The sequence below is a fragment of the Streptomyces sp. NPDC053079 genome (assembly GCF_044546695.1).
Taxonomy (GTDB): domain Bacteria; phylum Actinomycetota; class Actinomycetes; order Streptomycetales; family Streptomycetaceae; genus Streptomyces.
Window position 1 is genome coordinate 413,842 of record NZ_JBITZJ010000003.1, and the last position, 14,077, is coordinate 427,918.

Consider the following 14,077-nt stretch of genomic DNA (forward strand, 5'->3'; position numbering starts at 1 on the left):
CGTCCCGCGCGCCGGACCGGAACTGGTGCCGATGCCCATGCCGGTGCCGGTGCCCGTGCCGGTCAACCCTGCTGATCGTCCATCGCCGTGACGCGGGGCGTGCACGACCAATGGCCGAAGTCCTTCGTACGTGCCCAGACGGCCCGTCCACGCTGGATGCTCCACTCGGGGTCCAGGGCGGTCGCGGGGGTGGCGCGCAGTTCCCGGAGTTCCAGGTCCGAGAACTGGAACAGGCCCCATTCGCGGTTGCCGTCGCGATGGCCCCAGATCCACAGGGGATCCAACTGAGAGAGGCACCGCACGAGCCGCACCGCCGTCTCGGGCTCTTCGGGGAACACCTCGCGCAGTCGCCGCTCCACCCGCTCCGGCGACCACATGGTGATTTTGAGGCTCTGCTTGTACAGGGCCTTCTTGGTGACGTCGTCCGCCATCGCGGTCACCGGTACTCCGGCGAACACCTGGAAGGCCGACAGTCGCATCTTGGTGTAAGGACCGAAGACGGCGTCGGCCGGAAGGTCGAGTCCGTGGTGCTGGAGCCGCTTCTGCACCTCCTGGACGCACACACTGTGATCGCCTTTGGACAGGGTCGCGGCGCATGCCTTCGACGAGAGCAGGGGTTGTCCGCTCGCCTCCGCGTTCTTGGCGGGCGCGCCGGGACGGGCCGCACTCCGGTTCGAGCCTTCGAGGACGAGCGTCCACGCGGACGTCACCAGCAGGAGAGCCGTGACCACGACCGCGGTGACGCGGGCGCGCCGTGGGAGGGACGATGCGCGGGAGACCGCCGAGGTGCTCGAGGTGCCGCCGGGCGGAGGTGCCTCGGCGGCGGCGATCCGGTCCCGGGCCTCCAGCCAGGCGTCGACCTCGTGGTCGTCCCCGCAGGCGCGGACGAACGCGGACAGCATCTCGGAGCGGGGCAACGCCTCCCGGCGCAGGGCATCGGCCAGCGTGCTGCGCGCCAGAACCTCACCGCGCCCGGCGGCACGCTCCTCCAACTGCCGGTAGGTCAACCCGGATCGTTCCTTCAGCTGCCGCATCAGAGCGACGAACTCAGCCGCGTCCCGTGCCCCGTGCGGCGCCATATCCCCCTGGCTCGCCATACCAGCATCCTTGCCGCGGCCCACGTCGCTTGGCAACGGTCGGGCCGGTCTTGACAGCAGCGGACCTCCCGGGACGCGCCGGGAGGTCCGCTGCCCGCTAGATGCCGTTGGCGAACCGCTTGAACGCGGCCTTGGTCCCCGATCCGGCGATTCCGTCTATGTCGCCGGTGTAGCCCCAGTTCTGCAGCAGGCGCTGCAACGCCTTCACCGTGCCGCTACCGACGATTCCGTCGATGGCGCCGCCGTAGCCCCAGTTCTCCTTCAGGCAGCGCTGGAACGACTTCCAGCTGTTGGTGCCCAGCTGCCCGTCGATCCCTGCGGTGTACCCCCAGTACGTCCTCAGCCAGCGCTGGACCTTCTTGGCCTCCTCGGCATTCAGGCCGAGGTTGTTCACCGCGAACGGCGCGATGGCTTCGGAGCTCGTCGCCGGCTTCGAGGCCGGCGCGGACGCCGCGAAGCCGGCACTCGCGCCCGTCAGGCTCCCGGCGGCAATCCCGACGAGGGCAGTGACACTGACGAGCGTCCTGGTCACAGCATTCGGTCGCATTCGTTCACCTTTCGGGTCGTGGGGCGGCACCTCACGAGGCCGGCGCACTGGTCGTCGGCCGCGTCGATCCCGTCTCTCTTCTGCAGGCACAGAAGCTATCTCTCGGCGAACCGGCGCTCATCAACCCGGGAGTTGACATTCGCTCGACCAGGAACCGGCATCCGTCTCCATCAACCGCGGTAGCGGCAGGGGTTGTACAGCATCGGTGGTATCCGCCCACCTGCCCGCCCGCATCACCTCGCCGCGACGCCGGAAGGCACCGCACGATAGACGACGCTTCGGCGCAGCGGCCCCGCGGGCACGGTCGGGTCGTCGAAGTCGTCGGCCGGGTCACGGGTCATCCCGATGCGGCGCATCACCGCCTGCGAACGAACGTTGGTGGCCGCTGTCACCGCCAGGACCTCCGGCAGACCGAGCTCTTCGAAGCCGAAGGAAAGCACCGCCAGCGCGGCCTCGGTGGCATAGCCGTGTCCCCAGGCCGGCCGCGCCAGCCGCCAGCCGGCCTCCACCCCGGTGAACGGCATGTCCTCCTCCACCGGGTCCAGGCCGGCGAATCCGATGAACTCCCCGGTGGCAAGCACTTCAACCGCCCACCATCCCCAGCCCCGCAGGTCGAGATCCGCCCGGTAGCGGGCGACGGACGCGTCGCTCTGCTCACGCGTGAGTACCTCGGGAAAGTACTCCCGGACCTGGGGATCGGCATTCATCGTCGCCCACGGGGCCAGGTCGGCCTCGCGCCATCCCCGGAGCAGGAGGCGGGCGGTTCGCAGCTCGGTCGGTTTCTCGATCATCGCGTGAACCTAGCGGGATCGCGGTGAGCGGGGCGATCGATTATGCGGCATCCGCATCGCCTTGTCCGTCATCTCGGCGGTCGTGGCAGTCCTGCCGATCGGCTGCGCCATCCTGCTGGGGCTCGCCATGGCCTCGGGGCCCATGAGCGCCATCACGGCGCAGTCGGCTGTTCGGGGGCCGGCGCGGTGGCCGACTGGAGCAGTCGCGGGGAGGTCGCGAATCCATGACGGGAGTACGCCGTGATGGCCCGGTCGCTGGAGTGGACCGTCACCCGCTCGAGCCCGAGGTCACGCGCGAGGGCCAGGACGGCATCGATGAGCCGTCCTCCGAGGCCGCCGTCGCGCTCCTCCGGCACCACGTACACGCACTGCACGTCGCCGGACGCCCGTTCAAGGGCACGCGGGTGCGGCACGCGCTGGACGATCGCCAACCACGCCATGCCGATGACCGAGCCAGCACGGGAAATGACCATGCAATGGTGGGACGGGTTCGCCTCTGCCCACTTCACAAAGTGACGCACGAACTCCTCGCGGGTCGCGACGGTTTCTCCTTGGTTCTCCTGCAGCCACTGCCACCGAAGCTCGGCGACGGGCACCAAGTCTTCGGGCAGGGCGGGACGGATGACGATGTCGCTCATGCGTTCCTCCTCGACCCTGTCCGCCGGGCGATGGCGGCTGGGGCAGTATCACTCGGCCGGGAGCGGCCGAACCCAGTACGGCCGGCGCGATGAGCGGCGATCACGCCGTGAGGAGTCGGTCGCGCAGTCCGGTGATCTGCTTCTCGTCGAAGCCCAGGTGGTCGGTGACGTAGCGGCGCACCGACCCGTGGTGGGTGGTCAGGTCGGTCATGAACAGGCGGATGATCTCGGCCGGGGCCCGGCCGTATCCGGGCCAGCGCAGGGGGCGGCCCGGGTGGGTGGCGTGCCAGTCGGCGATCAGGCGTTCCGTCGCCAGTTCGGTGAGGGCGAAGTCCGTGGCGATGTCGTCCTCGGTCACTCCCAGCAGGGAGAGCACGAGGGCGGCCAGCAGGCCGGTACGGTCCTTGCCCGAGGCGCAGTGGAACACGACGGGGCCGTCGGCGGCGGTGATGACGTCCAGCGCCTGCCTCAGCTCCTTGACGCCGTCGAGCGCCACCTCGGCGTACCGGTCGGCGAGGAAGCGCCAGGGGTCCACATCCGCGTCGATCTCCGCCTGGTCGTAGGGACGGTGCTCGACGCTGAGGTTGAAGTAGGCCAGCCCGTCGCTGTGCGGCACGCGTCCTTTCGCCTCGATCTCCCACGGATACCGCAGGTCGATCACCGTGCGCACGCCGAGTGCGAGGAAGCGGTCCCAGTCCTCACCGCCGAGTTTGGCGAGCGAGTCGGACCGGTAGAGCCGGCCCCATCGGACCGTACGGCCGTCGTCGGAGGAATAGCCGCCCAGGTCGCGGAAGTTGTGCAGGCGCTCGAACGCGATGTGTCTGCTCATGGGGTCACCCTACGAGTGTGTGCGGCGGATGCCGTAGGCGGTGGCGCCGACGGCCAGGACGGTGGCGCCCCAGGCCACCGAGGCCACGGGCAGAGCGAAGGCCAGGGCCAGGCAGCCTGCCAGGCCGAGCACCGGAACGGGTCGGGCCGGGCGGCCTTCGGCCGGGGTGAGGGTCCATGCGGAGGCGTTGGCGATGGCGTAGTAGGCCAGCACGCCGAAGGACGAGAAGCCGATGGCTTCGCGGACGTCGGCCGTGGCGGCGAGCACCGCCACCACCGCGCCGACGGCGAGTTCGGCCCGGTGCGGCACGTGGGAACGGGGGTGGACGGCCGCCAGGGCGTGGGGCAGGTGCCGGTCGCGGGCCATGGCCAGGGTCGTGCGGGAGACTCCCAGGATCAGGGACAGCAGCGACCCGAGCGCCGCGACCGCCGCACCGGCGCGTACAACCGGGGCCAGGCCGCCCGCGTCCGCGGCCCGCACGGCATCCGACAGCGGCGCCGCGGCCTGGGCCAACTGCCGCGGGCCCAGCACCGTCAGCACGGCCACGGCGACGCACGCGTACACGGCCAAGGTGATGCCGAGCGCGATCGGGATGGCGCGGGGAATGGTGCGCCGCGGGTCGCGGACCTCCTCGCCCAGGGTGGCGATGCGCGCGTACCCGGCGAACGCGAAGAACAGCAGACCGGCCGCTTGCAGCACTCCGCCCCAGGTGAGGTCCGGGCCGGCGTCCAGCCGTGCCGGATCCACGGAACCGGAGGCGATGCAGGCGACCACCACGGCGGCGAGCACGGCCAGGACCACGGCGACGATCACGCGGGTGAGGAGGGCGGACTTCTGCACCCCGGCGTAGTTCACCGCCGTCAGCGCCACCACGGCCGCCACCGCCACCGCGTGGGCCTGGCCGGGCCATGCGTAGGTCCCGACCGTGAGGGCCATGGCCGCGCAGGAGGCGGTCTTGCCGACGATGAATCCCCAGCCGGCGAGATATCCCCAGAACGGGCCGAGGCGCTCGCGGCCGTAGACGTAGGTCCCGCCGGAGGCCGGGTAGCGGGCGGCCAACCGGGCGGAGGAGGTGGCGTTGCAGTACGCCACCACGCCCGCGACCGCCAGGGCCACGAGCAGGCCGGAGCCCGCGGCGGCGGCAGCGGGAGCGAGGGCGGCGAAGATCCCTGCGCCGATCATCGCCCCGAGGCCGATCACGACCGCGTCGCCCACGCCCAGGCGCCGCCGCAGCGCGCCCCCTGGGGGCGCTCCCTCGGGCTCGGTCATGTCGCTTCTCCGCCCCGGCGGGCTCGTACGCCGCCGTCTCACGTCCGGTTGTCGCCCGGCACGATAGACGTTCTTCGCGAGAGGCGCCTTTCACGGAATGTTCCAAGCCAAACAGCTTGAAAAAATCCATGTCACCCCGAACTCATTGATCAGTAAGGTCCGGACCATGAAATTACTTACTCGCACCGCGGCATCGACCGCGCTCGTCGCCTCGCTTTTCGCCGGGGCCCTGACCTTCTCCGCCGGAACCGCGACAGCGGCCGCGGGATCGGAGATCGAAGGACTGGCCTGCGGCTTCGACAACCGCAACCCACCGCCCACCGTTCAGGTCGGCAGCACCGGCAATACGGTGAAGGAAGCACAGTGCCTCCTGTTGTTCTGGACCGGTCTGCAGAAGACCGAGGAGGAGCCCGAGGGCGTGTTCGGCCCGAACGCCGAGGATGCCACGAAGACTTTCCAGGAGCGCCGCGGGCTGCCTCCGACAGGCGTGGTCGACGCCAGGACCTGGGCGGAGCTGCGGCACAGCTGACCTGGGACCGGCCCCGTCGACCGGCGGCAGCGTCGTCGCTGCCCGGTCTCAGGAGAGGAGCGCCTGCCAGGTGTGGGGGCCGACGATACCGTCCGGGGTGAGGTTGCGGCTCTTCTGGAAGGAGACGGCGGCATCGCGCGTGCCGGCGCCGAACAGGCCGTCCACCTGCAGCGTCGCTCCGTGGGAGTTGAGCAGGGACTGGGCGGCCCGTACGGCGTCCCCGCCCGAGCCCGACCGGACCGTGGTGATCAGTGCCTGCCAGGTCTTGGGGCCGATGATGCCGTCGGCGCCGAGGCCGTTGGCCTCCTGGAAGGCGACGACGGCGGCGCGCGTGGCGCCACCGAACGCGCCGTCCACCTCCAGTGCGGCGCCCCGGGCGTTGAGCAGATACTGGGCCGCGGTCACGTGCGGGCCCTTCTGCCCTTGCTTCACGATCGGCCAGGCCACCGTCGGGGGAGGCGTGTAGTCGCGCTTCGCGAAGGTCCTGAGGTCCTCGAGCGAGCCGTTGAAGACGTTCTGGTCGCCGGGGAACGTGCCGGACCGTGCGTGCTGCCAGACGGTGTGGGCGGACCAGCCCTTGGGGAGCGGGGCGGGCGTGCCGTTGTAGTTGGCGATCCACAGCGGTGACTTCGCGGCGAACGCGGCGGAGTTGCCGGTGCACTGCGACCACCAGTCCGTGGTCGTGTAGATGGCCGGGTAGCGTCCGGTCCGCTCGTGGTACCGCTCGACGAAGGCGCTGATCCAGTCGACCATGGCGCCCTGACCGAGGCTGTAGCAGACCGGAGCGCCCGGCACCGGGTGATGCTCGATGTCGAGGGCGCCCGGCAGCGTCTTGCCGTCCGCTGTCCAGGTCCCGCCGCTGTCGACGAAGTTGTCGGCCTGTGCGGCGCCGCCGGAGTTGTCAGGTCTCGCGAAGTGGTAGGCGCCGCGGACCAGCCCTGCGGCTGCGGAGCCGTTGTACTGCTGGGCGAAGTACGGGTTCTTGTACGTCAGGCCCTCGGTGGCCTTCACATAGGCGAACGAGGCCCCGGCGGCCGCCACGGCGGGCCAGTCCACTTCTCCCTGGTGGCTGCTCACGTCGAGGCCGCGTACGTCGGCCGCTGTCCGGATGCCGGAAGGCGGCGGTACGGGCTCGCCCGCGCGGGCCGTGCCGGGCTGGACGAGGGCCAGGACGAGGGCGCCTGCCCCTACGGTCAGGTAACGGTGGCTCAGGGATGTTCTCAACGGAGGTGTTCCCTTCTGGTCTGCCGATGCGCCGGTGCGGTGTGCCGTTCGTCGGTGGGCACCCCGGACGTTATCGACGAGGACATGCCAGGGACCATCCCGTGCGGGGTTGAGTCGGCGCGTGAACCCAGGCGGTAGCGTGTGAGGCGTCTCATCCCTGCGGCCGACACCCGGGCCGGTGCGAGCGGCCGCTTCTCCACCCCGGGGTGCAGTCGGCCCCCGCCGGCCCGGCGCCGTCCCCCGTGCGGGCCGTTTCGCTCCGGGAACCCGGGGGCAGCTGAACCTATCCATGGCGCGGACCGAGCGCGTGATGTGAGAGGCGGCATGATGCGGCAGTGGCCGAACGGCGACAGTGCACAGGCGGCCCGCAGGACGGGGACGGTCGCGGCTGCGCGTGCGGGACTGGTGGCACGCGGGGTGATCTATCTGCTCGTCGGAGTGCTGGCTCTGCGCATCGCCCACGGCAGCAGCGGTGAACAGGCCGACCGGGGTGGAGCGGTGCAGGAGCTGGCCGAGAAGCCGTTCGGCCAGGTGCTGGTCTGGGCGGTGGGCATCGGGCTGATCTGCATGGCCCTGTGGCGGCTGTCGGAAGTGGTCTTCGGCTCGGCGGGCCCCGACGGCCGGAAGAAGCGCAAACGGCTGCTGTCGGCCGTCCGCTTCGTGTTCTACTCCGTCGTCGCGGGCTCGGTGATCGCCTTCGCGGCGGGCGAGCGGGGCAGCGGGGCCGGCTCGACCGACGAGCAGTCCAAGGACATCACCGCCCGGGTGCTGGACTGGCCCGGCGGGCAGGTGCTGCTGATCGTCGCCGGAGCCGCACTGGCGGGCACGGGTGTCTGGATCGGGGTACGGGCCGCCATGCGCGCCTACCGCGACAACCTGAATCTGCTGCAGATGTCCGCCGGCACGCGAAACGCGGTGGACGTCCTGGGGGTCGGTGGCGGCATCTGCCGGGGCCTGCTCTTCGCCGCCGCGGGCGGATTCGCCATCCAGGCGGCGGCGACGTACGACCCCGGGCAGGCCAAGGGGCTGGACGACACACTCCGCAGCTTCGCCGACACGCCCGCCGGCACGTGGCTCCTCACCGCGGTGGCGGTGGGACTCGTGATGTTCGGGCTGTTCTCCTTCGCGATGGCGCGCTGGCGGAAAGTGTGACGCCGTACGGGAAGGCGGGGCCGGTCGGCAGCGCGGGACGTTCGCGCGTACCGGCGAGCTGCGGGCCGTCGTCGCGGATGCCGTCGGCCGACCGTGTCCTAGCCGTCTCTCCCCCGCCAGGCGTTCACCCCTGGCGGTCCTCCGGGGCCGGTGCCACCGTCTTCCCCGTGGGGCCGAGTGCTACGACGGCCAGGGCGCCGAGCGCCAGGCCTCCCCCTGTCCACAGCACCGGGGCGGTGCCCAGCCCGTCCGCCGTGAGGCCGCCCGCCAGCGCCCCGAGGGCGATCGAGGCGTTGAAGACGCCGGCGAACAGAGCCGACGCCGCCTCATGGTCCCGCGGTGCCGCGGCCACCAGCAGGGCCTGCGTGGTCACCGACACTCCCCCGTACGCCACGCCCCACACCACCAGCAGCACCGCGGCGGTCGCCGGTGAGCCGCCGAGCACCGGGACGAGCAGGACGGCCGCCGCGAGTACCGCGCTGATCACCAGCAGGGTGGCGCGCGGGGAGCGTGCGGCTCCCGCCCCGCCCGCGAAGTTCCCGGCGACGCCCGCGACGCCGTAGGCGAGAAGGAGCCCTCCGATCAGGCCGGCGCCCGCGCCCGAGACGTCCTCCAGCACCGGACGTACATAGGTGTAGGCGGCGAAGTGGCCGGTGACGAGCAGGGCCATGGCCCACAGCGCCCTGCGGACGGTGCGCCGCCCTGTCAGCCCGGCCACGCCCCCCAGCCTCACCGCCCGCTCCACCGGCAGGCGCGGGAGCAGCAGCGACAGTGCGGCCGCCACCGCGACGGCCAGCCCGCCGGCCGCCGCGAACGCCGCCCGCCAGCCGGCGGCCTCACCGAGGAAGGTCCCCGCGGGGACGCCCAGGACGGAGGCGACGGCGATGCCGCTGAATATCAACGAGGTCGCGGCGCCCACCGACCTCGCGGGCACCAGCCGTACCGCCAGTGAGGCGGCCACCGCCCACACCCCGCCCATGCCCGCGCCGACCAGGACCCGGCCCGCCATCAGCACCCCGAAGTGCGGGGCCCAGGCGGCCAGCAGGTTGCCGGCCGCGAGCAGCAGCATCAGGGCACGCAGCACCGCGCGCCGGTCCGTCCGGCCCACGGCGGGCATGATCAGGGGCGCGGACACGGCCGCCACCAAGCCGGTGACCGTCAGGGCCAGCCCGGCGGTGCCCTCGCTCACCTCCAGCGCCCCGCCGATCGGTGTCAGGAGGCCCACGGGCAGCATTTCCGAGGTCACGACCGTGAAAGTGGCGGCCGCGACCGCCCCCACGGCCGCCCAGCCGCGCTTCGTGGACAGTTCCTCTTGCCGGGGCGGTCCGGCGATCGTACGTCGTGCAGTCGTCGTCATGGGTCCAGGCAACCCGGCCCGCGCAGCGGGAACAACGGGCGATCTCTCATCCTTCAATGAGTCAGGCTTATCGATCCATCGCGGAACACCCGGAACGCCGGGAGAGGGCGGGCGCAGCACGAATGAACGGTCTGGACATCCGTGAACTGGAGTGTTTCCTCGTGCTCGCCGAGGAGCTGCATTTCGGGCGGACCGGGGACCGGCTGTACGTCAGCCAGAGCCGGGTCAGTCAACTGCTGCGGTCTTTGGAAGGCCGCATCGGGGCCCGGCTGGTCGAGCGCACCAGCCGTCGGGTGCGGCTGACGCCGCTGGGTGAACAGTTCCTCGCCGGGCTCCGGCCCGCGTACGACGGTCTGCACGCGGTCGTCGACGCGGCGCGCTCGGCCGCCCGGACGGTGGAGGGTTCGTTGCGTCTGGGATTTCAGGGGACGGCCAACGACCACATGATGCGGGCGGTGACCCTCTTCCAGGAGCAGCACCCCGGATGTGTCGTGGAGATGGTCGAGGTGCCGTTGTCGGATCCCTTCGGCGCCGTGCGGCGGGGGGAAGCGGATCTGGCCGTCGTCCTGGCGCCCGTCGTGGAGAACGACTTGGTGGTGGGGGCGGTCTTCTCGCGGCAGCCGCAGACGCTCGCGGTCTCGGCGCGTCATCCTCTGGCGGCCCGTTCCTTCGTGGGGGCGGAGGAACTCGCACAGTGCCCGCTGATCGGCGTGCGTGAGCCGGCGCCCGCCTACTGGCGCGACGCCATGGCGCCCGCCGTTACGCCCGGAGGGCGCCCGATACCGGCGGGCCCCGTCGCCGGCACGCTCCAGGAGGGCCTCACCCTGGCCGCGGCGGACCGGGGGGCGATGCTGCTGTGCCGGCCCACCGCGGAGTACCACGGCCGCAGCGCGCTGGCCTACGTCCCGGTCAGCGGTCTCCCGGATTCCGAGCTCGCCCTCGTCTGGCGTCGTGACCATGAGACCGCCCGCGTACGGGCCTTCACCGAGGCGCTGGCGCGGACGGGGACGACGCGGAGAGGGTGATCCGTACGTGGGCGGGCAGGGCCCGGTCCACCACCGGGAGGCGGTAGCCGTAGCGCAGGAGGGCGGCGAGCGGGTCCCGTACCCGGTCCGGGCCGACATGGCGTGCGTCGTCCACTCCCGGATGGCGGTCGCGCAAGCGGCTCGCGTCGTGCGGGGCCATGCTGAAGCGCATGGGCGGGAACCGGTAGGGGCCGATGCGCATCAGTCCGCGGCGGCTGAGGGCGGTCAGCCAGCCCGGCAGGCCGTCGAGGACGAGGGTGGCTCCCGGGAACCGGTCGGCACAGGCGTCGATCAGGCCGTTCGCCTCCTCCGGCCGGAGGTACGAGGACAGTCCTTGTGCCAGTACGAGCACCTGGTCGCCGTCCCGGCCGGCTTCCTCCATCCACAGCGGGTCGAGCGCCGAGCAGGCCACGGTCTGGCGGCGGTCGTCGTGCGGGAGCACCGATCGCCGCAAGGCGATCACCTCGGGCAGGTCGACCGTCAGCCACCGCACGTGGCCGTTGTCCACCCGCCAGAACTGGGTGTCCAGGCCTTCGCCCAGGGCGACGACGGTGCCCTGCGGATGGCGGGCGAGGAATCGCCGCGCTTCCCGGTCGAAAAACCGGGTGCGCAGGGCCAGATATCGGCAGGCCCATCCGAGAGGGCGGCCGAATCTCTCCTCGAAGGGGAATGCGCATTGCCCGAGCACCTTTGCGGCCATCGGGTCGGACAGCAGGCCGGGAAATCGGGCGGCCGCCGCGGCCCGGTAGTACAACGCCCACAGGGCCGTTTCAGGAACTCCGTGCAGCGCGGGTCGTACACGGCGCCCGTCCCCCGGAGGGGGAAAGCTCCGGCTCACGAGGACACCCCCTGACCGGTGGACAACACCATGCGTCGATTCTGTCCTGATGAGCGGACCGTGAAGCCTCGCGGTGCTCCTGAGCGCGACGGCGCGGCCACGCGTTCGGAAGTCAGCCGCCCATGTGCCAGCTGGGGGTTCCCTGTGCGGCGGCGAGGACGGCAAGCAGGACCAGGTCGGCGCAGCCGAGGGCGCAGCCCAGGAGGGCGCGGAAGCGGCGGTTCGTGCGGCGGGCGAGGGCGGTGGCTCCCAGGGCGAGGGCGCAAGGGCCGAGGACGACGTTGAAGCATGCCTTCTGCTCAAGCGCCTCCTGCTCAGCGGAGTTGGATGCCGATGACGCAGGTGTCGTCGTCGGTGTCGGCGCTGGTGTGGGCCAGGAGGTTGTCCAGGAGTTGTTCGAGGGAGCCGGTGGAGCAGTCGCCGGCTTCCAGGAGCTGCCGCTGGGAGTCGTGCAGCGAGCGGTCCTTGCACTCGATGAGGCCGTCGGTGTACATGAGCAGGACGTCGTCGCTCTCCATGCGGATGTGCCCCTCCTCGTACCGCGTCTCGGGCAGGGCGCCGAGCAGGAGGCCCTTGATGAGCGGGAGGGCGTCGCTGTGCCGCCCGCGGATCAGGACGGGCGGCAGATGGCCGGCCCTCGCCCAGCTCAGGACGCGGCTGGCCGGGTCGTAGAGGCCGCAGACGGCGGTGGCGGCCACGCGTTCGGTGAGGTGGAAGGCCACCACGTTCAGCCAGGTGAGCAGCTGGGCCGGGCCGGCTCCGGTGGCGGCGAGGCCGCGCAGGGCGTTGCGCAGGACGACCATGTCGGTCGCCGCGTCGATGCCGTGCCCGGCGACGTCGCCGACGCACAGCAGGGTCCGCCCGGTGGGGAGGATGACGACGTCGTACCAGTCGCCTCCCACGAGGTGGTCCTTCTCGGCGGGGCGGTAGCGCACCCCGATGCGCAGGTGCGGGTTGTCCACGTGGCCGCGTGCGGGGGGCATGATGGCGTGCTGCAGTTGCAGGGCCAGGCGGTTGCGCTCGTCGGCGCGCTGTTCGGTGTGGGCGAGCTGGTCCCGTGTGGCGGCGAGGGCGACTTCGGTCCAGTGCTGGGCGGAGATGTCCTGGTAGGCGCCGCGTACGGCGAGGAGCCGGCCGCCGGGGTCGAGGACGGGTTCGCCGATGACACGGATGCGGCGGGCGATGCCGTCGGGCCTGTTGAGGCGGAAGTCGGTGGAGGCGGGGCGGCGGTGGTGCAGGAGGGTGCGCAGGAAGCGGCGGATGGTCGCGGAGTCGTCGGGGTGGGCGAAGGACGGCAGGTGTTCGAGGGGGACGGGGGCCGCGGTGGGGGGCAGCCCGTAGAAGGAGAACAGCTGCTGGTTCCAGGCGATCTCGCCGGTGACGGTGTTCTCCTCGAAGCCGCCGATGCGGCCGAGGCGCTGGGCGTGCTGGAGGAGGTTGGCCAGTCGTACGGCCTCGTCCTCGACGCGCCAGACGAGCAGCAGGCTCTCGCCGTGGCGGCTGATGCTGATGTCGGCGAGGGCGGTGACCGGTATCTGGTGGTCGACGACGGTGGCGAGGGCGAGGCGTTCGGCGCGGAAGGGCTCGCCCGTGGCGTGGACGCGCTCGATCCGGTGGAAGAGGCCTTCCTCGCCCGCCGCCATCGGGTAGGCCTCCAGCAGCAGTGCGCCGCCTACCGCGCTGCCGGGGCGGCCGAGGGGGTCGACGAAGTGCCGGTTGATGTGGTGGATGTGGAAGTCGCAGAGCGTGCCGTCCGCGTCCAGGTGGGGCCGCAGGACGAGGGCGGGGTCGCCGATGCCGTCCACGAGGTCGACGAGTTCACCCGGGCCGCCGAAGGCGCGGGGCGGCAGGGCCGTGCAGGTGCCGGTCAGTGAGGGTGACGCGTGCTCGAGGGTGTGCGCGCACAGCTCGGCGAGGGCTTCGAGTTGCCGCCGGATCTGCGGGGACTGCGGCGCCAGCGGGTGCGGCCAGCAGACTTCCAGTACGCCGAGGATGCGGCCGCCGGCTTCGGCGGGGACGGCCATCCGGCCGCCGCCGGGGAACTGGCGGTGGCCGATGGACGGCAGGCAGGTGTCCTTCAGTGCCGGCAGGAGCACGGGGCGCCGTTCGGTGAGCGCCCGCCGGGCGGGGGTCGCCACTCCCGGGGGGACGTAGTGCCAGCGGGCGGCCTCCTCCTGGGCGAAGCCCGCGCATCCGGCCAGGGCCATGGAGGCGTCGGTCCGCGCGGCCCAGACGGCGACGGCCACGGCGCCGAGCGGGGCGAGGGCGTGGGCCAGGAGGGACTCGGCGACGGCCTGGGTGTCGTCCGCGGCCAGTGCGCCGCTTTCGGCGCTGCGCAGCCGTACGGCCACGGACGGGGTGTCGTCCTCGGCGCCGGACCGGCCGGCGGCCCGCACGCGGGCCATGAAGCTCTCGGTCACTTCGGCGAGGCGGTCGTGGGCGGCCTGGCTGATGATGTCGGCGGCCAGTTCCAGGCGGGTGAGGCCGGCCCGGTCGGACAGGGCGGCCAGTTGCCGGTCGGCGTGCACGGGGCTGCACCGCAGGCGTTCGACGAGGATGCCCTTGGCCATTTCGATCAGGGCCCGGCCGTCCGCGGCCGCGTGCGCCTCCCGTACTTCCCGGCGCAGGCGGTCGACGGTGTCGGCCAGCCGGCCCAGGGTGGAGGCGGTGGTGCCGGGCTCGTCCGGACGCGCCGACGCGCCGCCCGCCGGCGCTCCGCCGTCCTGATCGCCGCGCTCGGACTGTCGGGGGGTGCCCAAGTGGCTGCTCCTCGGTCGTGGG

General features: G+C 72.1%; 13 protein-coding genes. 3 read left to right on the plus strand and 10 right to left on the minus strand.

Translation table 11 applies throughout. From position 1 onward, the window contains the following. Positions 1 to 62 precede the first annotated feature (62 nt). From ACIGXW_RS14235 to ACIGXW_RS14260, 6 genes are all read right to left on the minus strand, one after another. On the minus strand, positions 63 to 1,097 hold the full coding sequence (locus ACIGXW_RS14235; protein WP_399573093.1) for a peptidoglycan-binding protein: 1,035 nt from the start codon (positions 1,095 to 1,097) through the stop codon (positions 63 to 65). Positions 1,098 to 1,194: 97 nt separating this feature from the next. Further along, positions 1,195 to 1,644: a peptidoglycan-binding protein gene (locus ACIGXW_RS14240; RefSeq protein WP_399573095.1), complete on the minus strand. Its 450-nt coding sequence runs from the start codon at positions 1,642 to 1,644 to the stop codon at positions 1,195 to 1,197. Positions 1,645 to 1,877: 233 nt separating this feature from the next. Continuing rightward, positions 1,878 to 2,435, minus strand: a complete 558-nt coding sequence (locus ACIGXW_RS14245) for a GNAT family N-acetyltransferase (protein ID WP_399573097.1) — start codon at positions 2,433 to 2,435, stop codon at positions 1,878 to 1,880. Positions 2,436 to 2,587: 152 nt separating this feature from the next. Further along, on the minus strand, positions 2,588 to 3,073 hold the full coding sequence (locus ACIGXW_RS14250; RefSeq protein WP_399573100.1) for a GNAT family N-acetyltransferase: 486 nt from the start codon (positions 3,071 to 3,073) through the stop codon (positions 2,588 to 2,590). Positions 3,074 to 3,173: 100 nt separating this feature from the next. Next, a complete protein-coding gene (locus ACIGXW_RS14255) occupies positions 3,174 to 3,902 on the minus strand; it encodes a tyrosine-protein phosphatase (protein ID WP_399573102.1) in 729 nt (242 codons plus the stop codon). A gap of 9 nt (positions 3,903 to 3,911) precedes the next feature. Then, positions 3,912 to 5,171 (minus strand): APC family permease, encoded by a 1,260-nt coding sequence (locus ACIGXW_RS14260; RefSeq protein WP_399573104.1) that lies wholly within the window; start codon positions 5,169 to 5,171, stop codon positions 3,912 to 3,914. Positions 5,172 to 5,268: 97 nt separating this feature from the next. Here ACIGXW_RS14260 and ACIGXW_RS14265 point away from each other — a divergent pair, with 97 nt between their 5' ends. After that, positions 5,269 to 5,700 (plus strand): peptidoglycan-binding protein, encoded by a 432-nt coding sequence (locus ACIGXW_RS14265; protein ID WP_399573106.1) that lies wholly within the window; start codon positions 5,269 to 5,271, stop codon positions 5,698 to 5,700. Positions 5,701 to 5,748: 48 nt separating this feature from the next. Here ACIGXW_RS14265 and ACIGXW_RS14270 read toward each other — a convergent pair whose 3' ends face one another. Next, positions 5,749 to 6,924 (minus strand): GH25 family lysozyme, encoded by a 1,176-nt coding sequence (locus tag ACIGXW_RS14270; RefSeq protein WP_399573109.1) that lies wholly within the window; start codon positions 6,922 to 6,924, stop codon positions 5,749 to 5,751. 324 nt (positions 6,925 to 7,248) lie between these two features. On the opposite strand from ACIGXW_RS14270, the gene ACIGXW_RS14275 reads away from it, so the two are divergent. Then, on the plus strand, positions 7,249 to 8,076 hold the full coding sequence (locus tag ACIGXW_RS14275; RefSeq protein WP_399573111.1) for a DUF1206 domain-containing protein: 828 nt from the start codon (positions 7,249 to 7,251) through the stop codon (positions 8,074 to 8,076). A gap of 124 nt (positions 8,077 to 8,200) precedes the next feature. Here ACIGXW_RS14275 and ACIGXW_RS14280 read toward each other — a convergent pair whose 3' ends face one another. Then, positions 8,201 to 9,433, minus strand: a complete 1,233-nt coding sequence (locus tag ACIGXW_RS14280) for an MFS transporter (protein ID WP_399573113.1) — start codon at positions 9,431 to 9,433, stop codon at positions 8,201 to 8,203. A gap of 122 nt (positions 9,434 to 9,555) precedes the next feature. Here ACIGXW_RS14280 and ACIGXW_RS14285 point away from each other — a divergent pair, with 122 nt between their 5' ends. Then, entirely contained in the window at positions 9,556 to 10,458 is a 903-nt protein-coding gene (locus tag ACIGXW_RS14285; protein WP_399573116.1) for a LysR family transcriptional regulator, read from the plus strand. Here ACIGXW_RS14285 and ACIGXW_RS14290 read toward each other — a convergent pair. Together ACIGXW_RS14290 and ACIGXW_RS14295 are read right to left on the minus strand one after the other, a co-directional pair. Continuing rightward, complete coding sequence (locus ACIGXW_RS14290; protein ID WP_399573118.1) at positions 10,415 to 11,212, minus strand: class I SAM-dependent methyltransferase; 798 nt, start codon at positions 11,210 to 11,212, stop codon at positions 10,415 to 10,417. The genes ACIGXW_RS14285 and ACIGXW_RS14290 overlap by 44 nt on opposite strands. A gap of 398 nt (positions 11,213 to 11,610) precedes the next feature. Further along, on the minus strand, positions 11,611 to 14,055 hold the full coding sequence (locus ACIGXW_RS14295; protein ID WP_399573120.1) for a SpoIIE family protein phosphatase: 2,445 nt from the start codon (positions 14,053 to 14,055) through the stop codon (positions 11,611 to 11,613). Between the last annotated feature and the right edge of the window lie 22 nt (positions 14,056 to 14,077).

What these genes read in the sequence shown, in the direction of transcription:
- ACIGXW_RS14235 (WP_399573093.1), bottom strand. Translation starts at nt 1,097, where the DNA reads ATGGCGAGCCAGGGGGATATGGCGCCGCACGGGGCACGGGACGCGGCT.
- ACIGXW_RS14240 (WP_399573095.1), bottom strand. Translation starts at nt 1,644, where the DNA reads ATGCGACCGAATGCTGTGACCAGGACGCTCGTCAGTGTCACTGCCCTC.
- ACIGXW_RS14245 (WP_399573097.1), bottom strand. Translation starts at nt 2,435, where the DNA reads ATGATCGAGAAACCGACCGAGCTGCGAACCGCCCGCCTCCTGCTCCGG.
- ACIGXW_RS14250 (WP_399573100.1), bottom strand. Translation starts at nt 3,073, where the DNA reads ATGAGCGACATCGTCATCCGTCCCGCCCTGCCCGAAGACTTGGTGCCC.
- ACIGXW_RS14255 (WP_399573102.1), bottom strand. Translation starts at nt 3,902, where the DNA reads ATGAGCAGACACATCGCGTTCGAGCGCCTGCACAACTTCCGCGACCTG.
- ACIGXW_RS14260 (WP_399573104.1), bottom strand. Translation starts at nt 5,171, where the DNA reads ATGACCGAGCCCGAGGGAGCGCCCCCAGGGGGCGCGCTGCGGCGGCGC.
- ACIGXW_RS14265 (WP_399573106.1), top strand. Translation starts at nt 5,269, where the DNA reads ATGTTCCAAGCCAAACAGCTTGAAAAAATCCATGTCACCCCGAACTCA.
- ACIGXW_RS14275 (WP_399573111.1), top strand. Translation starts at nt 7,249, where the DNA reads ATGATGCGGCAGTGGCCGAACGGCGACAGTGCACAGGCGGCCCGCAGG.
- ACIGXW_RS14280 (WP_399573113.1), bottom strand. Translation starts at nt 9,433, where the DNA reads ATGACGACGACTGCACGACGTACGATCGCCGGACCGCCCCGGCAAGAG.
- ACIGXW_RS14285 (WP_399573116.1), top strand. Translation starts at nt 9,556, where the DNA reads ATGAACGGTCTGGACATCCGTGAACTGGAGTGTTTCCTCGTGCTCGCC.